Source organism: Sphingobium sp. AP49, assembly GCF_000281715.2.
GTDB lineage: Bacteria > Pseudomonadota > Alphaproteobacteria > Sphingomonadales > Sphingomonadaceae > Sphingobium.
Genome location: NZ_CP124576.1, coordinates 866106 through 880322 on the forward strand (window position 1 = coordinate 866106; position 14217 = coordinate 880322).

Below are 14217 nucleotides of genomic sequence, written 5' to 3' on the forward strand. Positions count from 1 at the left end.
CCGCGAACCCGGCGCATTTCTACGCCGACTCCGCACAAACCCCGATGGTGTGGAGGAACGCATTTCCTATCGTCTTGCCGGTTCGGCACCGACAATGGGAGGCGGCGATTGGCCCAGGATCAGGCGCAGCATGCGGACGTGGAGGAGCCTGACCTGTTTGAATGGGGGCCACCACGCGGACTGCCGTTGCTGTTCCGGTTGCCCGCGCCAATCTTTCCCCATGTCGCCCCGCGCGCGCTGGTGGCGCTGGCAATCGGCTGGCTGCCGTTGCTGCTGCTGGTGATCGTGGCGCCCAGCCATGACCTGGCAAGCGACCTGCGCAGCTTCCTGCGCGATGTCGGCGTTCATGCCCGCTTTGCCTTTGGCGTGCCGATCCTGCTGGTTGCCCATATCGAGACGGCGCGGCGATTGGGGACGTTGGTCCGGCATTTCGCGACTTCGGGCCTGGTGCCGCCCGAACATGTTGCCCGGCTGGAAGCGGAGGTCGTGCGGGCGCGCCAACTGGTGCGGTCGCCCTGGGCGGAGGCGATCGTGCTGCTGCTGTCCTATTCCGTAATCTTTGCGCTATGGGCGACGGGCCTGTCCGATCATGGGCTGGCACCCTGGCTTACCAGCGATGTGCACCAGCCTTCGGCTGCGGGCTGGTGGCACCTGCTGATCAGCGTGCCGTTGTTGCTGACGCTGCTGATGGGGTGGTTGTGGCGCATCTTGATCTGGACACGGCTGCTGCACCGGATCGCTGGGATGCAATTGAGGCTGGTTGTTGCCCATCCCGATAATGCCGGTGGCCTGGGCTTCCTGGCCCAGGCGGTACGGGCCTTCGCCTTTTTTGGCGCAGGGATCGGCTGCATTACCGCTGGGCGCTTTGCCAATGTCCATTTGGAGGGCGCCAATACGCAACTGACCGACGGTTTTCTGATTGGCGGTACGGCAGTGTTGGTGCTGGTGCTTGGCGTTGCCCCGCTGTTCGTCTTTGCCCCCACCATGGCGCGGGCATGGCGGCGCAATGCCATGTATTATGGCGCACTGGCGGTGGCGCTGGGCCGATCGTTTGAAAGCCGCTGGTTTGACGGACCGGCAGAGGACCAGCCGGACCTGCTATCGGCCCCGGATTTTTCGGCGGCAGCGGATCTTTATGGCGTTGTTTCCAATGTCTATTCGATGCGCTTCTTGCCGGTAGACCTGCGCAGCTTGTTGATCCTGGGGTTGGCCACCTTGTCGCCCTTCGTCCCGGCCATGTTCCTGTCGATGCCGACGATGGTCGTGTTGCAGGAACTGAAGGGGCTGCTCGTCTAGCGGCCGAGGGGAAGGGTCAAGGTCGCGCGCAGGCCGCCTTCGGTCCGGTTGGCAAAGCTGATCGCGCCGTCATGCCCCTCCGCGATGGTGCGTGCGATCGAGAGGCCAAGGCCCACACCACCGGTTTCGCGATTGCGCGACGCTTCGCCGCGATAAAAGGGTTCGCACAGCCGGTCGAGAATCTCGGGCGGGACGCCGGGACCGGAATCGAGGACATCGACAATTGCGCGCGCGCCCTCGATCCGCAGGCTGACGCGCGCCGATCCGCCATAGCGGACCGCATTCTCGACCATATTGCCGATGCAGCGGCGCAGCGCGAGCGCGTCGCCCTCTATTACAGCGCGCTGGCTGTCGGTGACGGCGACGTCATGGCCCATGTCGGCCAGATCGTCGGCCAGGGTCTCGATGATCGCGGACAGGTCGATGCGTTTGCGCTGCCGTCCTTCCGTACCCTCGCGCATGAAGTCGAGCAGGTCGGTGACCATCGCCCGCATCTCCTGCACATCGGCCTGGGCCTTGGCGCGCGGGCCGTCGGGCAATTGCTCCAGGCGAAAGGATAGGCGGGTCATCGGCGTGCGCAGATCATGCGCGATCGCCACCAGCATGGCGGTGCGTTCCGCGACATAATCGGCGATCCGCGCGCGCATGTGATTATAGGCGATGCCCATGGCGCGCACCTCGGGCGGCCCGCCGATCGGCAGCGGCTCGGCCCGTTCGGGACGTTCGCGCGCAACCCCTTCGGACAGCAGGCGGATCGGCTGGGTGATGCGCCGCGCGACCCAATAGGCCGGCAGCAGCAGCAGGATGAAAATGCCCGCCATCAGCGACAGGGTGATCGCATACCAGCGCCAGTTCGGGCCTTGTCGGCCCAGCACCACGGTCCAGTTCTTGCCGTCCTCGCGCACGGCGAGGGCAAAGCTGCCGCGCAGCATCATCCGGCCGGGATCGAATTCCATGCCCATGTCCGGCCGTGGCCCGGCTTCCGGACCGGGGCGCGGCATGCCGATGGGGGGGCGTTCCTGGATCAGCGCCACCGCGGCGGCCGGCACACCCAGCAGACCGGCAATGCGCTCGGCGCCGGGACGATTGCTTTCCTGCCCCGCATCGGCGGCAGGGGCACGATCCGACTCATAGCGACTGATCTGCCAGCTGCCGGGCGGCTGGGTACCACCGCGCAGCAGGCCGGCGGCTTCCACCAGCATCATCGGCCGGGCATGGGGCGGGGGGCCGCGAAAGGCGACCAGCATCATCGCGCCCAGCGCCAGCAGCAGGGTGGCAGCGACCAGGAAGACGATCCGGGTAAGGATCGATGGGTTGTAGCGGCCCCCGTCGCCAGCGGGCTGCGACGTCGCCGGGCTCACGCGGTACGGACCTCGGCGGTGAACATATAGCCTTCGTTGCGGATGGTGCGGACCAGTTCGTCACCCATGCCGCTACGCTCCAGCTTGCGGCGCAGGCGGCTGACCTGGACGTCGATCGCCCGGTCATAGCTTTCTGCGTCGCTGCCGGCCGAATAGTCGAGCAGCTGGTCGCGGCTCAGCACCCGGCGCGGATGCTCGATAAAGGCGCGCAGCAGGCGGAACTCGCCGTCGGTTAAAGTGACAACGACATTGTCAGGGTCGGTCAACAGGCGCACGCCCATGTCGACCTGCCAGCCGCCAAAGCGCAGCCGCTGGCCGGCTGGCACCTGTAGCTCCGATGGCTGGCGGCGATTGCGGCGCAGCACGGTGCGGACGCGGGCGAGCAGTTCGCGCGGATTGCACGGTTTGGGCAGATAATCCTCCGCCCCCATTTCCAGTCCGACGATCCGGTCGATATCGCCGCCGATCGCCGACAGCATGATGATCGGCAGGTCGCCGCTCGCGGCCAGCCGGCGCAGGATCGACAGGCCGTCCTCGCCGGGCATCATCACGTCAAGCACGGCGATGTCGAATGTCTGCGCGGCGAGCGCCTGATCCATCGCCACGCCGTCCGCGACGGCGGTCACGGCAAAGCCATGCTGTTCCAGAAAATCCGACAACAGGATGCGGATGTCCGCATCATCGTCGACCACCAATATGCGCGATCCGTCCATATTGGCGGTCAGCATATCGACTGAAGGCGATCCCTGCAAAGTCATCCGCATATTTCCTGTCAGATGGCGATGCCGACCGTCACCGTGCCGGTGAAGCCGTTGGTCGCATCGCCTGTCATGGTGGGTGTCATCGCCGCGACCTGGGCCGATGTGTTGTCGCCGAACACATTGTCGCTGCTGGTGGTGATCTTGGCGAAATTGGTCTTGCTGCTGGAATAGCCGCTGGTCGCATAGACCGTGTTGCAGGCCGCCGTCGGCATCGCGAACTGCGAGGTCAGCAGGCGGTTGGCATAGCTGGTCGCCTTGGCCAGGCTGGGATAGACCTCGAAATGGATATGCGGGTAGCGCCCGTCATAGCAGCCGGGGAAGATGCTGGTGAAGGTCACCTGGCCATTGGCATCGGTGACGCCCACGCCGCGCAGGTAATTTTCGCCGGGCACGGTGTAGAGCGAATAAAGGCCGTCGCGGGTGCAATGCCAGATATAGACGGCATAGCCCGCCAGCGGCGCGCAGCTGCCATTGACGTTCACCACCGTGATGGTGAGCTGCATATAGACGCCCTCGGCCGTGCCGCTCGACGATCCGAAGCTTGACCGGATGTCGGTGCGCACGATGCCGCTATCGTCCAGCACATTGACGACGCTGCCATTGCTGCTGTTGGACCCGTCCGCCGGATAGGGGCCGTTGGTCTCCTCCGGATCGGCGATGCAGCTGCTTGACGTCGGGGTCGGCGTGGGTGTCGGCGTCGGGGTAGGGGTGGGCGTCGGAGTTGCCGTCGATGTGTCACTTTCGCTGTCACTGCCGCCGCCGCCGCAGGCGGTGATCAGCGCGGCGCTGCCGGCCGAAAAGAGCAGGCGCAACGTCCGGCGCCGGCCCATCGCCTCGCCCGCCAACTTGCGCATCTGCGCCAGATCGTCGGCCAGGCCGTGGCCATGGTCCTGCGCACCATCCTGCATCATCTCGCTCTACCCTTCTGTCGCCTTGTTGGACTGTCAGAAGGGCAGGACTAGGCGGGACATATATCCCCGCGATGTCGCGACGTGACGGCTTTGTAGCGCTTTATGTCAACCGTGGCGGGGGCGGGCAAAGGCCGGGCGCGGCAGGCTGGCGAGCGCCAGGCTACTGGCGACCATCAGGGCGAGGGTGATCCACAGGAACGGCGCATAGTTACCGAAGCGATCGAAAATGGCCGACGCGCCCAATGGTCCGGTGGCGGTGCCGACCGACAGCGCCATCAACAATCCGCCATACAGGCCGCCGAAGGTCTTGAGGCCAAAATGCTGGGTCGTGAGATAGACGATCACGTCGACCTCCGCGCCCAATGTCAGTCCGATCAGCGCGGCCGCCGCGATCAGCAGCGCGACATTGTTTCCGGCGCCCAGCAATAGCAGGCTGGCGGCCGCCGGCAGCAGGAAGACGCAGGCACCGACCAGCGATCCCCGGAACCGGTCGAGCAGCAGCCCGGTCGCCAGCCGGCCGATGATCGAGCAGAGGCCGACGACCGAGGCGATGCCGGCCGCCCGCATCGGATCGGCGCCACGATCGGTCAGGATCGGCACGAAATGCACGACCAGGGCAATGATGGTGAAGGTGAACAGCAGGCTGGCGAGCAGCAGGCGGTGATAGATGGAGGAGCGCACGCCCTCCGCCAGGGTGGCGCCGATCGCGGGCGCTGCGGCGCTGGCGGCAACGGCTTCGCCGCGCCGCCGGTCGCGCGCGCCACGGAAGAAGAGGAAGATCAATGGGAAGCTGCATGCCGCCCAGATCGCCGCCTGGATGGGCGCAGCGCGCTGCCAGCCATAGTGGCCGATCAGCCAACTGCCCATCAGCGGGAAGATGGCGACCGCGATCGATGCGCCGCACAAGGTGATGGCGAAGGCCAGGCCGCGCGACGCCTCGAACCGGGTAGCGACCGCGCTGGTCCAGATCGTCGCCTGCACCGGCAGGGTGGCGAGCGCCAGCAATGCCCAGAGCAGATACCATTGGCCCGGGCTGCCGCTGGCGCTGCCCAGCAGGGCAAAGCCGCCGCAGGTCAGCAGCACCCCGACCAGCCCGAAGATCCGTGGCCCAAGCCGGTCGACCATCAGCCCGATGGGAATGGAAAAGACCGCCTGGACCAGGGTGGAGAGGGTTAGGCCGACCGTCACCTGCGTCCGCGTCCAGCCGAACTGGTCGCTGATCGGCTGGATATAGGGGCCAAGCCCATAGATATGGATGACGCTGGTGGCGTAGCCGAGCGCAGCGGCGATCGGCAGCATATAGTGGCGCCGCCATTCCGTAGCGGCGCTTGGCTTTTCGGCTTCCATCAGCATCGCCTCTCCCCGTCATACCCTATTTGTCGCGATGGTTCTGACCGATTTACCGGCAAAAAGCGAGGCTATCTCATTTATATCGTGGGGCGGGATTCGCTGCTGGCCTCCCTGCGCCAGCGCTGTATAGTCGCGCGGTTTGCCCATTCCCGCGAAAGCGTTTCATGCATCTTCTCATCGGCCTCGCCGGCATTTTGCTGATCCTTGCCATTGCCTTTGCCCTCTCTTCCAACCGCCGCGCGATCAAGCCGCGGGTGGTGGGCGCGGCTTTCCTGCTGCAGGCGGGGATCGCGCTGCTGGTGCTCTATGTGCCGGCCGGACGCGCGGTGATCGCGGGCATGTCGCACGGCGTCGCCAATCTGCTGGGCTATGCCCAAGCGGGGACCAATTTCATCTTCGGCCCGCTGGCCAAGCCGGAAATCGGCGGCGCCAGCTTCGCCATCGCGGCGCTGCCGGTCATCATCTTCTTCGCCAGCCTGGTGTCGATCCTCTATTATCTGGGGATCATGCAGTTCATCGTCCGCTGGGTCGGCGGCGCGATCGAGAAGGTGACGGGCGTGTCGAAGGTGGAGAGCCTGTGCGCGGCGGCCAACATCTTCGTCGGCCAGAGCGAAAGCCCGCTGGTGATCCGCCCCTATCTCGCCGGCCTCAACGGCCCGCAATTGTTCGCGGTGATGACCAGCGGCATGGCGGGCGTGGCCGGCACCATCCTGGCCGCCTATGCCTCGATGGGGATCAAGATCGACTATCTGCTCGCGGCCAGCTTCATGGCGGCACCCGGCGGTTTGCTGATGGCCAAGATCATGATGCCGGACGAACCGGAATGCGAACCGGAACTGCCGCTGGAAGATGACATCCATCTGCCCGAAACCCGCCGCAGCGCAGCCGGTCCGGCGGTGTTGAACGCGGAAACCACGCCGGGCGAGCCGATGCCGGTCGCTACCCATGACGAGGAAAAGCCGGCCAACCTGATCATGGCAGCAGCGCAGGGCGCGCAGACGGGTGTAAAGCTCGCCGTCGCGGTTGGCGCCATGGTCCTGGCCTTCGTCGCGCTGGTGGCGCTGGCGAATGGCATTCTTGCCGGGATCGGCAGCTGGTTCGGTTTTCCGGACCTCAGCTTCCAGCAGTTGCTCGGCTATGTTTTCTCGCCGGTCATGTATCTGCTCAACATCCCCTGGAACGAAGCTCAGGTGGCGGGTGGCCTGTTCGGTACCAAGGTGGTGCTCAACGAATTCGTCGCCTATATCAATCTTGGCCAGGTACAGGGCGCATTGTCGCCCTCGACCATCGCGATCATCACCTTCGCGCTGTGCGGCTTTGCCAATTTCAGCTCGATCGCGATCCAGATGGCGGTCACCGGCAACCTTGCGCCGAACCAACGGCCGATGATCGCCAAGCTGGGTTTGAAGGCGCTGGTCGCGGGCAGCCTTGCCAACCTGATGAGCGCCGCGCTGGCCGGGTTGATGCTCAGCCTGTGATTGGGATCATTCTGTTTCCTTAACAGAAGCTCTACCCTCCACTTAACAAATCGGTTATGGTTAACCGATGGGGGAATTTAGATTTTTCGCGGCCGCCTTAACGGCCATCGGCGCCATTGGCATGGCGACGGCGCAGACAAATGTGCCGGCGCCGAAGCCCGGTACGCTTGAAACCTACAAGGACTGGACCATCGGCTGCGACAATCGCAACCGGTGCGAGGCGGTGTCGCTGCTGCCCGACGGGGGCGACTGGTCCGACAATCCGGTGATGGTCGGCGTTGCCCGTTCGGCCGGCCCCGATGCCGCCGCCGAAGTCTGGGTCAGCCGCGATGCCAAGGGTTCCTCCGACGTCAGTTTCCTGGTCGACGGCCGCAAGGTCGCGACGGTGACGGCGCGCGATGGTGATGCGACCCTGCGCGGGCCGCAGGCGTCGGCGCTGGCGATCGCGATGGCGCGCGGCAGCATCATGGAAGTGCGCACCGGCAACCGGTCGCTCGGTCGTCCCTCGCTGGCCGGCGCGGGGGCGGCGATCCGCTATATGGATGCGCGTCAAGGGCGGGCCGGCACCACCACTGCGCTGGTGGCGACTGGACCGCTCGGGTCGCTGGCCGTTCGAGTCGCGCCGTCGACGCCGGAGATTCATCGCGCGGTCATCTCGGCGGGCGATGCCCCCGCTGCTTTGTGGCGCGAGGAACGCACCGCGCTGGGCAAGTTCACCGGCTGCAGCGACGAAATGGCCAATGGCCAGTCCGAACTGCATCGCCTGTCGAAGAATGACACGCTGATCCTGGTCCCCTGCGGATCGGGCGCCTATAATTTCACCACCGTGCCGGTGATCGCCAGCGGCATTCCGGGCCGTCGCAGCTTCCGCTTCGCGCCGTTCGACTATGCGCCTGGCTGGGGGATGGAGGAGATCGGCCATCCCACCCTGGTGAATGCGGGATGGGTGCCGGAAAAGTCGCTGCTGCAAAGCTTTGCCAAGGGGCGTGGGCTTGGTGATTGTGGAGCCAGCCAGACCTATGTCTGGGACGGCACCCGTTTTCGCCTGACCGAAGCGACCAGCATGGGCGAATGCCGGGGCGCCTGGCACTGGATCACCACCTGGACCGCGCAGGTAACGGAATAGGCGCAGCCGCAATAAGCAGGACGCAAGCTTATTGGCGCGCTTTGCAATGGAAATATTGCGGTGCAACCATCATATGGGGGGCATGGCAAGTTCAGTCCCCCGTTCCGATGCACCGTCCTTGAGCGCTGTTGCGCTGCCCAATCCAATACGCGCTGTCATCTTCGATATGGATGGTACGCTGCTGGACACGGAGGCGGCGCATCGCGATGCCTTTGCCCGGACCGGCGAAGCGATGGGCTGGCCGATGTCGGACGAACTGCTGCTGTCGATGGTCGGGATCCATCGCGACGAAAATCTGCGGATGCTGGCGGAACGGATGGGGCAGGATTTTCCGGTCGACCAATTCTATGCCGATAGCGATGCACTGTTCGTGGCCGCGCTGCAGGCCGGCGTGCCGCTGCGGCCCGGCGCCGAGCTGATTCTGGAGCATCTGGCGCGCGCTGGCATTCCGATGGCGATCGCGACATCGACCATGGCGCCCTATGCCCAGCAGCGGTTGGAGGCGGCCGGGCTACTCCATTATTTCCAGGTCGTCGTTACTCGCAATGATGTTGATCGGCCCAAGCCCGATCCGCAGCCTTATCTGCTGGCGGCGCAGTTGATGGGTGTTGATCCGGTGGACTGCGTTGCGGTGGAGGATAGCCATGCCGGCGTCCGTGCGGGGGTTGCCGCCGGTATCGCCACCATCATGGTGCCCGATCTGCTGCCGCCGACGGAAGAGCTGATGCTGGCTGCTACTGCGGTGCTGCCCAGCCTGCATGCACTGCGCGACCTGCTGCTGGAAACGCCCGCCCCGGATTAAGCGCTGGGCTTAGCCCGGGCGAGCACCAGTGCGAACAGCCCTTCGGCATCGGTCCATTCCTGGACGGGCTCCCAACCGCCCGCACGCAGCAGCAGTCTTTCGTCGCGTGCGCCATATTTGTGGCTGCTTTCGGTATGGATGGTCTCGCCTGCGGCCATATGAAAACAATGGCCGGCGACATGGAAATGGAGCGGCTGCGTCGCTTCGAGGTGCATTTCTATCCGCGCCAGTTCGTCGTTCCAGATGGCACGATGGGCAAAGGCGTCGACCGGCAGGTCGCCTTCCAGTTCGCGATTGATGCGAACCAACAGGTTGCGGTTGAAGGCGGCCGTCACCCCTGCGGCATCGTCATAGGCGGCGATCAACCGGTCACGGTCCTTGATCCGATCCATGCCGATCAGCAGCATGGCATCGTCACCCAGCAATCGGTGCATGGCGCGCAGCAGGTCGACGCCCGCGTCGGGTTCCATATTGCCGATCGTCGATCCGGGAAAGAAGCCGAGGCGCGGAAGGCCATCGATCACCGGCGGAAGAAGCAGCGGTCCATTGAAGTCACCCACGACCGGCAGCACGGGCAATCCCGGAAAAGCCGCGGCCAGTTTGGCGCTGCTGGCGCGCAGGAAATCGCCGCTGATGTCGATCGGTACATAGGCGGCCGGTGCGATGGCACGCAGCAGATGTGGGGTCTTGCGCGCGCTGCCCGCGCCAAATTCGACGATGGCGCGACCCGGTCCGGCGATCGCCAGGAAATCGGCGCCATGATGGGCGAGCAGGGCGGTTTCGGTCCGGGTCGGGTAATATTCGGGCAGGTCGGTAATGGCCTCGAACAGTTCCGATCCGCGCTGGTCGTAGAACCACACCGGCGGCGTGGCCTTGGGTGAACGGGCCAGGCCGGTCAGGATATCGCGGCGAAACGCCAGATCGCCGGCTCGGGTTGCAATGGGCATGTCTTGGGTCAGCAACATGGCGGTCACAGATCCTTGGCCAGCCGCAGTCCGGTGAACTGCCAGCGTTGATGGGGATGGAAGAAATTGCGGTAGCTGGCGCGGACATGGCCGCGCGGGGTGGCGCAGCTGCCGCCTTTCAGCACGAACTGCCCGGACATGAACTTGCCATTATATTCACCGACCGCGCCGGTTGCGCTGCGGAAACCGGGATAGGGACGATAGGCGCTGCCGGTCCATTCCCAGACATCGCCGAACATCTGGGTCAGCGCCGTCCCATCGTCCGCAGCGCGCGGGCGGGGGCATGTCGCCCCGTCCAGTTGTTCGCCACTGGTAGGCGCGATATTTTGCGCCGCGCTCTCCCATTCGGCCTCCGTCGGCAGACGTGCACCGGCCCAATTGGCGTAGGCATCCGCTTCATAGAGGCTGATATGAGTGACGGGGGCGGCCGGGTTGACCGGCTGGCGGCCGTCCAGACTGAACCGGGTCCATCCCTGTTCGGTTCGTTGCCAGTAAAGCGGTGCCTCCACCGCTTCGGCCTGGACCCAGGTCCAGCCGTCCGACAACCAGTGCGCGGCCTGACGATAGCCGCCATCCTCGATAAAGCCGATCCATTCGCCATTGGTGACTGGCCGATGGGCCAGCGCATGTGGACGCAGGAATGTCTTGTGGCGTGGCCCCTCGCAATCGAAGGCAAAGCCGGCCTTGCCGTCATCGCCAATCTCTACCAGCCCTTCCCGACCCTCAATCCAGTGCAAGGGGCCGGGGATCGGTACGGGCGTGGGAGCAGGGGCGGTAAACAGGGCCGGTGCGATGGGATTTTGCGAGAAGAGATGCAGCAGGTCCGTGAGCAACAGTTCCTGATGCTGTTGCTCATGATGCAGGCCGAGCGTGATGAGTTCGTACGCGCCCTCGGGCAGCGATGGGAGCGCGGCGAGCAACATGTTATCCACATGGGCGCGATAGGCCCGTATCTCCGCCAGGCTCGGCCTGGTGAGCATGCCACGCATCGGCCGGGCATGGCGTGGCCCCTCCGCCTCATAATAGCTATTGAACAGATAGGCGTAGCGATCGTCGAAGGCACGATAGCCTGAAACATGGTCGCGCAGGACAAAGGTCTCGAAAAACCAACTGACATGCGCCAGGTGCCATTTGGCAGGGGATGCATCGGGCATCGATTGCACCGTGGCGTCTGCATCCGACAGGGGCGCTGTCAATGCCTCGGTCAACCCGCGAACGGCCCGGTACCGGCTGGCAAGGTCATCCTGTCCCGGCTGAATCCAGATTTTGGCCATGCACGCCCCTCTTGATACGGTTGCGCCGTTCTCGCCAGGATAAGCGCATGAAAGGGGGCCAGGTTCCAGCCGCTCGCCGGAATCAGGCGGCGTTGCGGGTCGTTTCCGCGCGGCGCAGTTGGTTGCGCCCCGCGCGCTTGGCATCGTAGAGCGCTTGGTCGGCGTGACGCAGCGCATCGTCCACTGGCCCGTTGCTCCATCGACAGATACCAGCGGAAAAGGTAACTGCCCGTCCATCGACTTCGCTCAGCGGCTGGGTCCGCATCCGTTCGGCCAGACGCGCCAGCGACCAACAGGCCTCATCCTCGATACAATCCTGGAAGAAGACGACAAATTCCTCACCACCCCAGCGGGCGACCAGATCGACACGGCGCATCTGGGCGGACAGGCGGTCAGCGAAGGCGCGCAGCAGCCGGTCGCCTTCGTCATGGCCCAGCCGGTCGTTGACCAGCTTGAAATGGTCGATGTCGATGATCGCGATGCTGCCCTGGCGACGCTCGGGCGGCAGCGCCTCGATCTGGGCCAGGAAACCGCGCCGGTTGACGATGCCGGTCAGCACATCCTCGTGCGCCGCGACCTGTAGTTCGTCCATTTGCGTCTGGGTCGTCGTGGCGGCGCGATGAACCCCGGCAAAGAGGGAGCGGATGACATCGCCGACCTCGGTCAGGGCCGGGGCGTCGTCCTGGTTCGGCTTCAGCGTGTCGGCTAACGCCTGGATCGGGCTCAGCATCGCCCCGATTCCCGCCAAGGCCAGCCCGGTGCCGATAAGGGTAGCCAGGGTCAGCAGCAGAAATTCGGCCAGTGCGATCCGGCCGGTTGCCAAGCCCCAGCCGATATAGCCGAGCAGCGGCAGGTGGGTGGCCAAGAAGCATAATGCGAAGAGTCGTAATCGCAGGCTGCGCGGAAAGATGAAGGACGTCGCGAGATAGAATTGCATTGCCTGTCCTCATTGTTGCGAATGAAGCGCAAGTTCCTGGACGAATATAAATGCAGCCTGAAGAAACAGGGTTAATGCCTGGCCGTGCGGACGGGCCGTGCCCGCGGCGAGTCAGAATGGGCGCGGGCTCAGCGCGATGCGCCCGGCACCCATTTGACGTCGCCTGCGCCATTGTCGTTCAGCCGACGCGCCAGCACGAACAGCAGGTCGGACAGGCGGTTGAGATAGGCGAGGGCCTGGGGGTTCAGTCGATCCACGCTTGCGGCTGCAGTGGCGCTGCGTTCTGCGCGCCGGGTAATGGCGCGGGCGAGATGGACAGCGGCGGCAGCGGGCGATCCGCCAGGCAGGACGAAGCTGTCGAGCGGAGCGAGTTCGGCATTCATCGCGTCGATCTGCTCTTCCAGTCGCACGACCTGACTGGGTATGATCCGCAGCGCCCAGGGCTCATCCGCTCCTTCGGGCAGCGGCGTGGCCAGGTCGGCGCCCAGATCGAACAGGTCATTCTGGATCATGGTCAGCCATGGCGCCTCGGCGCGGTCGCCGATCGCCAATATGGCCAGGCCGATTGCGCTGTTGGCTTCATCGATGTCGCCGACCGCCTGCATCCGGGGCGCATGTTTGGGCAGGCGCGATCCATCGACCAGCCCAGTGGTCCCCGCGTCGCCGGTGCGGGTGTAGATCTTATTCAGTTTCACCACTGGATCGGTCCTTCCGCCTTCAACCCTGCCCCTTCATCATCAGTAGCAGGGCGATGATGATGACGGCGGCGGCCTGGAACAGGATGCGATTCATCATCATCCGATTTTGTTTCAGGCTGGATGGCCGGGGCGCACCCTCCGGCAGGTTCAGTTCTTCCTTGGTCGCTTGAAGGAAGGCGATGATGCCGCGGATGAGTGTGAACAGGGTCGCGGCCATGGCAAGGATGAGGGCGATGATGAGTATGGCGGTCATGGCCAAAGACTAGGCTTGTACCAATGCGATGCCAACTGGAAAGCGTCCGGCGCGCAGGTCATCGGCCAGGCGGAGCGGGTCGATGCCCTGGTCGCGCAGTTCGGCGAGGGCGATCGACCCGCTGCGCTTGGCCAGACGCTTGCCGTCCGGACCCATCAGCAGCGGATGATGAACATAGACCGGTGTCGGCAGGTCGAGCAGCGCCTGCAGCAGGCGATGGATATCGGTGGCGGCACGCAGATCCTGGCCCCGCAGGACATGGGTGATGCCCATGGCGGCATCGTCGAGTGTGCAGGACAGGTGATAGCTGGCTGGCGCATCCTTGCGTGCCAGCACGACATCGCCAGCGGCAAGCGGGTCCGCCAGCACATCCTCCACCATGGCGGCGCGGCGCGGCGGATAAGGAAGTGCAGGCCAATGCAGAGGCGCGGCGCGCGCGGTCGCCGCCGCCATGTCGATCCGCCAGGCGTGGGGGGCTCCGCTCGCCAGCCGCCGATCCCGTTCGGCCTGGGGCAACGTGCGGCACGTGCCAGGATAGACGGGGCCTTCCGGCCCGTGCGGTGCCGTCAGGCTCGCCTGGATATCCGCGCGGGTGCAGAAACAGGGATAGAGCAGACCCATATCGCGCAGGCGCACCAGTGCCCCATCATAATGGTCCAGCCGCTGCGACTGAAAGATGATGTCTCCGTCCCACTCCACGCCCAGCCAACGCAGATCCTGGACGATGCCCGTGACATGTTCGGGTCGGCTGCGGGTCCCGTCGATATCTTCGATACGCAGGCGAAATGCACCGCCCTCGCGGCGGGCCAGGTCCATCGCCATCAATGCCGACCATCCATGCCCGACATGCAATCGACCTGTGGGGCTTGGTGCGAAACGAGTCACTAGATGCAGTGGTGCGACGGATTGAGTCATACAGGCCCTTGACGGCGGATATTCGTTAATGCTGTCATGCCCTTGTCATGTTGCTGGTGGATCAGCGGCGTCGGCAAGGGGGTAGAGGCG

At 64.9% G+C, this 14217-nt stretch carries 14 protein-coding genes; 4 read left to right on the plus strand and 10 right to left on the minus strand.

The window, feature by feature from the left end:
• Nucleotides 1-108 precede the first annotated feature (108 nt).
• Nucleotides 109-1296: a hypothetical protein gene (locus PMI04_RS04240; protein ID WP_007709022.1), complete on the plus strand. Its 1188-nt coding sequence runs from the start codon at nucleotides 109-111 to the stop codon at nucleotides 1294-1296.
• Here the strand turns inward: PMI04_RS04240 and PMI04_RS04245 are convergent.
• The 4 genes from PMI04_RS04245 to PMI04_RS04260 form a co-directional block, all read right to left on the minus strand.
• A complete protein-coding gene (locus PMI04_RS04245; RefSeq protein ID WP_283184852.1) occupies nucleotides 1293-2657 on the minus strand; it encodes an ATP-binding protein in 1365 nt (454 codons plus the stop codon). The genes PMI04_RS04240 and PMI04_RS04245 overlap by 4 nt on opposite strands.
• Nucleotides 2654-3385 carry a response regulator gene (locus PMI04_RS04250; RefSeq protein WP_037486712.1) on the minus strand — a complete coding sequence of 244 codons (732 nt, stop codon included), beginning with the start codon at nucleotides 3383-3385 and terminating at the stop codon, nucleotides 2654-2656. The genes PMI04_RS04245 and PMI04_RS04250 overlap by 4 nt, the downstream gene beginning before the upstream one ends.
• Before the next feature lie 44 nt (nucleotides 3386-3429).
• Nucleotides 3430-4329: an intradiol ring-cleavage dioxygenase gene (locus PMI04_RS04255; protein ID WP_007711471.1), complete on the minus strand. Its 900-nt coding sequence runs from the start codon at nucleotides 4327-4329 to the stop codon at nucleotides 3430-3432.
• A 105-nt stretch (nucleotides 4330-4434) separates the two neighbouring features.
• A complete protein-coding gene (locus PMI04_RS04260) occupies nucleotides 4435-5682 on the minus strand; it encodes an MFS transporter (RefSeq protein ID WP_007711474.1) in 1248 nt (415 codons plus the stop codon).
• Nucleotides 5683-5843: 161 nt separating this feature from the next.
• Between PMI04_RS04260 and PMI04_RS04265 the strand changes: the two genes are divergently transcribed.
• From PMI04_RS04265 to PMI04_RS04275, 3 genes are all read left to right on the plus strand, one after another.
• Nucleotides 5844-7157, plus strand: a complete 1314-nt coding sequence (locus PMI04_RS04265) for a NupC/NupG family nucleoside CNT transporter (RefSeq protein WP_007711477.1) — start codon at nucleotides 5844-5846, stop codon at nucleotides 7155-7157.
• Nucleotides 7158-7224: 67 nt separating this feature from the next.
• Nucleotides 7225-8283 (plus strand): DUF1176 domain-containing protein, encoded by a 1059-nt coding sequence (locus tag PMI04_RS04270; RefSeq protein WP_007711485.1) that lies wholly within the window; start codon nucleotides 7225-7227, stop codon nucleotides 8281-8283.
• A gap of 118 nt (nucleotides 8284-8401) precedes the next feature.
• Entirely contained in the window at nucleotides 8402-9085 is a 684-nt protein-coding gene (locus PMI04_RS04275; RefSeq protein WP_349293594.1) for an HAD family phosphatase, read from the plus strand.
• Here PMI04_RS04275 and egtD read toward each other — a convergent pair.
• From egtD to gluQRS, 6 genes are all read right to left on the minus strand, one after another.
• Complete coding sequence (egtD, locus tag PMI04_RS04280; protein WP_007711493.1) at nucleotides 9082-10050, minus strand: L-histidine N(alpha)-methyltransferase; 969 nt, start codon at nucleotides 10048-10050, stop codon at nucleotides 9082-9084. The two genes, PMI04_RS04275 and egtD, sit on opposite strands and share 4 nt — an antisense overlap.
• 5 nt (nucleotides 10051-10055) lie before the next feature.
• The gene (egtB, locus tag PMI04_RS04285) at nucleotides 10056-11324 is read right to left on the minus strand and encodes an ergothioneine biosynthesis protein EgtB (RefSeq protein ID WP_007711495.1); all 1269 of its coding nucleotides are present in this window, start codon (nucleotides 11322-11324) and stop codon (nucleotides 10056-10058) included.
• A gap of 82 nt (nucleotides 11325-11406) precedes the next feature.
• On the minus strand, nucleotides 11407-12261 hold the full coding sequence (locus PMI04_RS04290; RefSeq protein ID WP_007711501.1) for a GGDEF domain-containing protein: 855 nt from the start codon (nucleotides 12259-12261) through the stop codon (nucleotides 11407-11409).
• A 128-nt stretch (nucleotides 12262-12389) separates the two neighbouring features.
• Nucleotides 12390-12959 (minus strand): cob(I)yrinic acid a,c-diamide adenosyltransferase, encoded by a 570-nt coding sequence (locus tag PMI04_RS04295; protein ID WP_007711504.1) that lies wholly within the window; start codon nucleotides 12957-12959, stop codon nucleotides 12390-12392.
• Nucleotides 12960-12978: 19 nt separating this feature from the next.
• The gene (locus PMI04_RS04300; protein ID WP_007711507.1) at nucleotides 12979-13212 is read right to left on the minus strand and encodes a twin transmembrane helix small protein; all 234 of its coding nucleotides are present in this window, start codon (nucleotides 13210-13212) and stop codon (nucleotides 12979-12981) included.
• Between the two features lie 9 nt (nucleotides 13213-13221).
• Nucleotides 13222-14127 carry a tRNA glutamyl-Q(34) synthetase GluQRS gene (gene gluQRS, locus PMI04_RS04305; protein ID WP_081491025.1) on the minus strand — a complete coding sequence of 302 codons (906 nt, stop codon included), beginning with the start codon at nucleotides 14125-14127 and terminating at the stop codon, nucleotides 13222-13224.
• Between the last annotated feature and the right edge of the window lie 90 nt (nucleotides 14128-14217).

What these genes read in the sequence shown, in the direction of transcription:
- PMI04_RS04250 (WP_037486712.1), bottom strand. Translation starts at nt 3,385, where the DNA reads ATGCTGACCGCCAATATGGACGGATCGCGCATATTGGTGGTCGACGAT.
- PMI04_RS04255 (WP_007711471.1), bottom strand. Translation starts at nt 4,329, where the DNA reads ATGATGCAGGATGGTGCGCAGGACCATGGCCACGGCCTGGCCGACGAT.
- PMI04_RS04260 (WP_007711474.1), bottom strand. Translation starts at nt 5,682, where the DNA reads ATGCTGATGGAAGCCGAAAAGCCAAGCGCCGCTACGGAATGGCGGCGC.
- PMI04_RS04265 (WP_007711477.1), top strand. Translation starts at nt 5,844, where the DNA reads ATGCATCTTCTCATCGGCCTCGCCGGCATTTTGCTGATCCTTGCCATT.
- PMI04_RS04270 (WP_007711485.1), top strand. Translation starts at nt 7,225, where the DNA reads ATGGGGGAATTTAGATTTTTCGCGGCCGCCTTAACGGCCATCGGCGCC.
- egtD (WP_007711493.1), bottom strand. Translation starts at nt 10,050, where the DNA reads ATGTTGCTGACCCAAGACATGCCCATTGCAACCCGAGCCGGCGATCTG.
- egtB (WP_007711495.1), bottom strand. Translation starts at nt 11,324, where the DNA reads ATGGCCAAAATCTGGATTCAGCCGGGACAGGATGACCTTGCCAGCCGG.
- PMI04_RS04290 (WP_007711501.1), bottom strand. Translation starts at nt 12,261, where the DNA reads ATGCAATTCTATCTCGCGACGTCCTTCATCTTTCCGCGCAGCCTGCGA.
- PMI04_RS04300 (WP_007711507.1), bottom strand. Translation starts at nt 13,212, where the DNA reads ATGACCGCCATACTCATCATCGCCCTCATCCTTGCCATGGCCGCGACC.
- gluQRS (WP_081491025.1), bottom strand. Translation starts at nt 14,127, where the DNA reads ATGACTCAATCCGTCGCACCACTGCATCTAGTGACTCGTTTCGCACCA.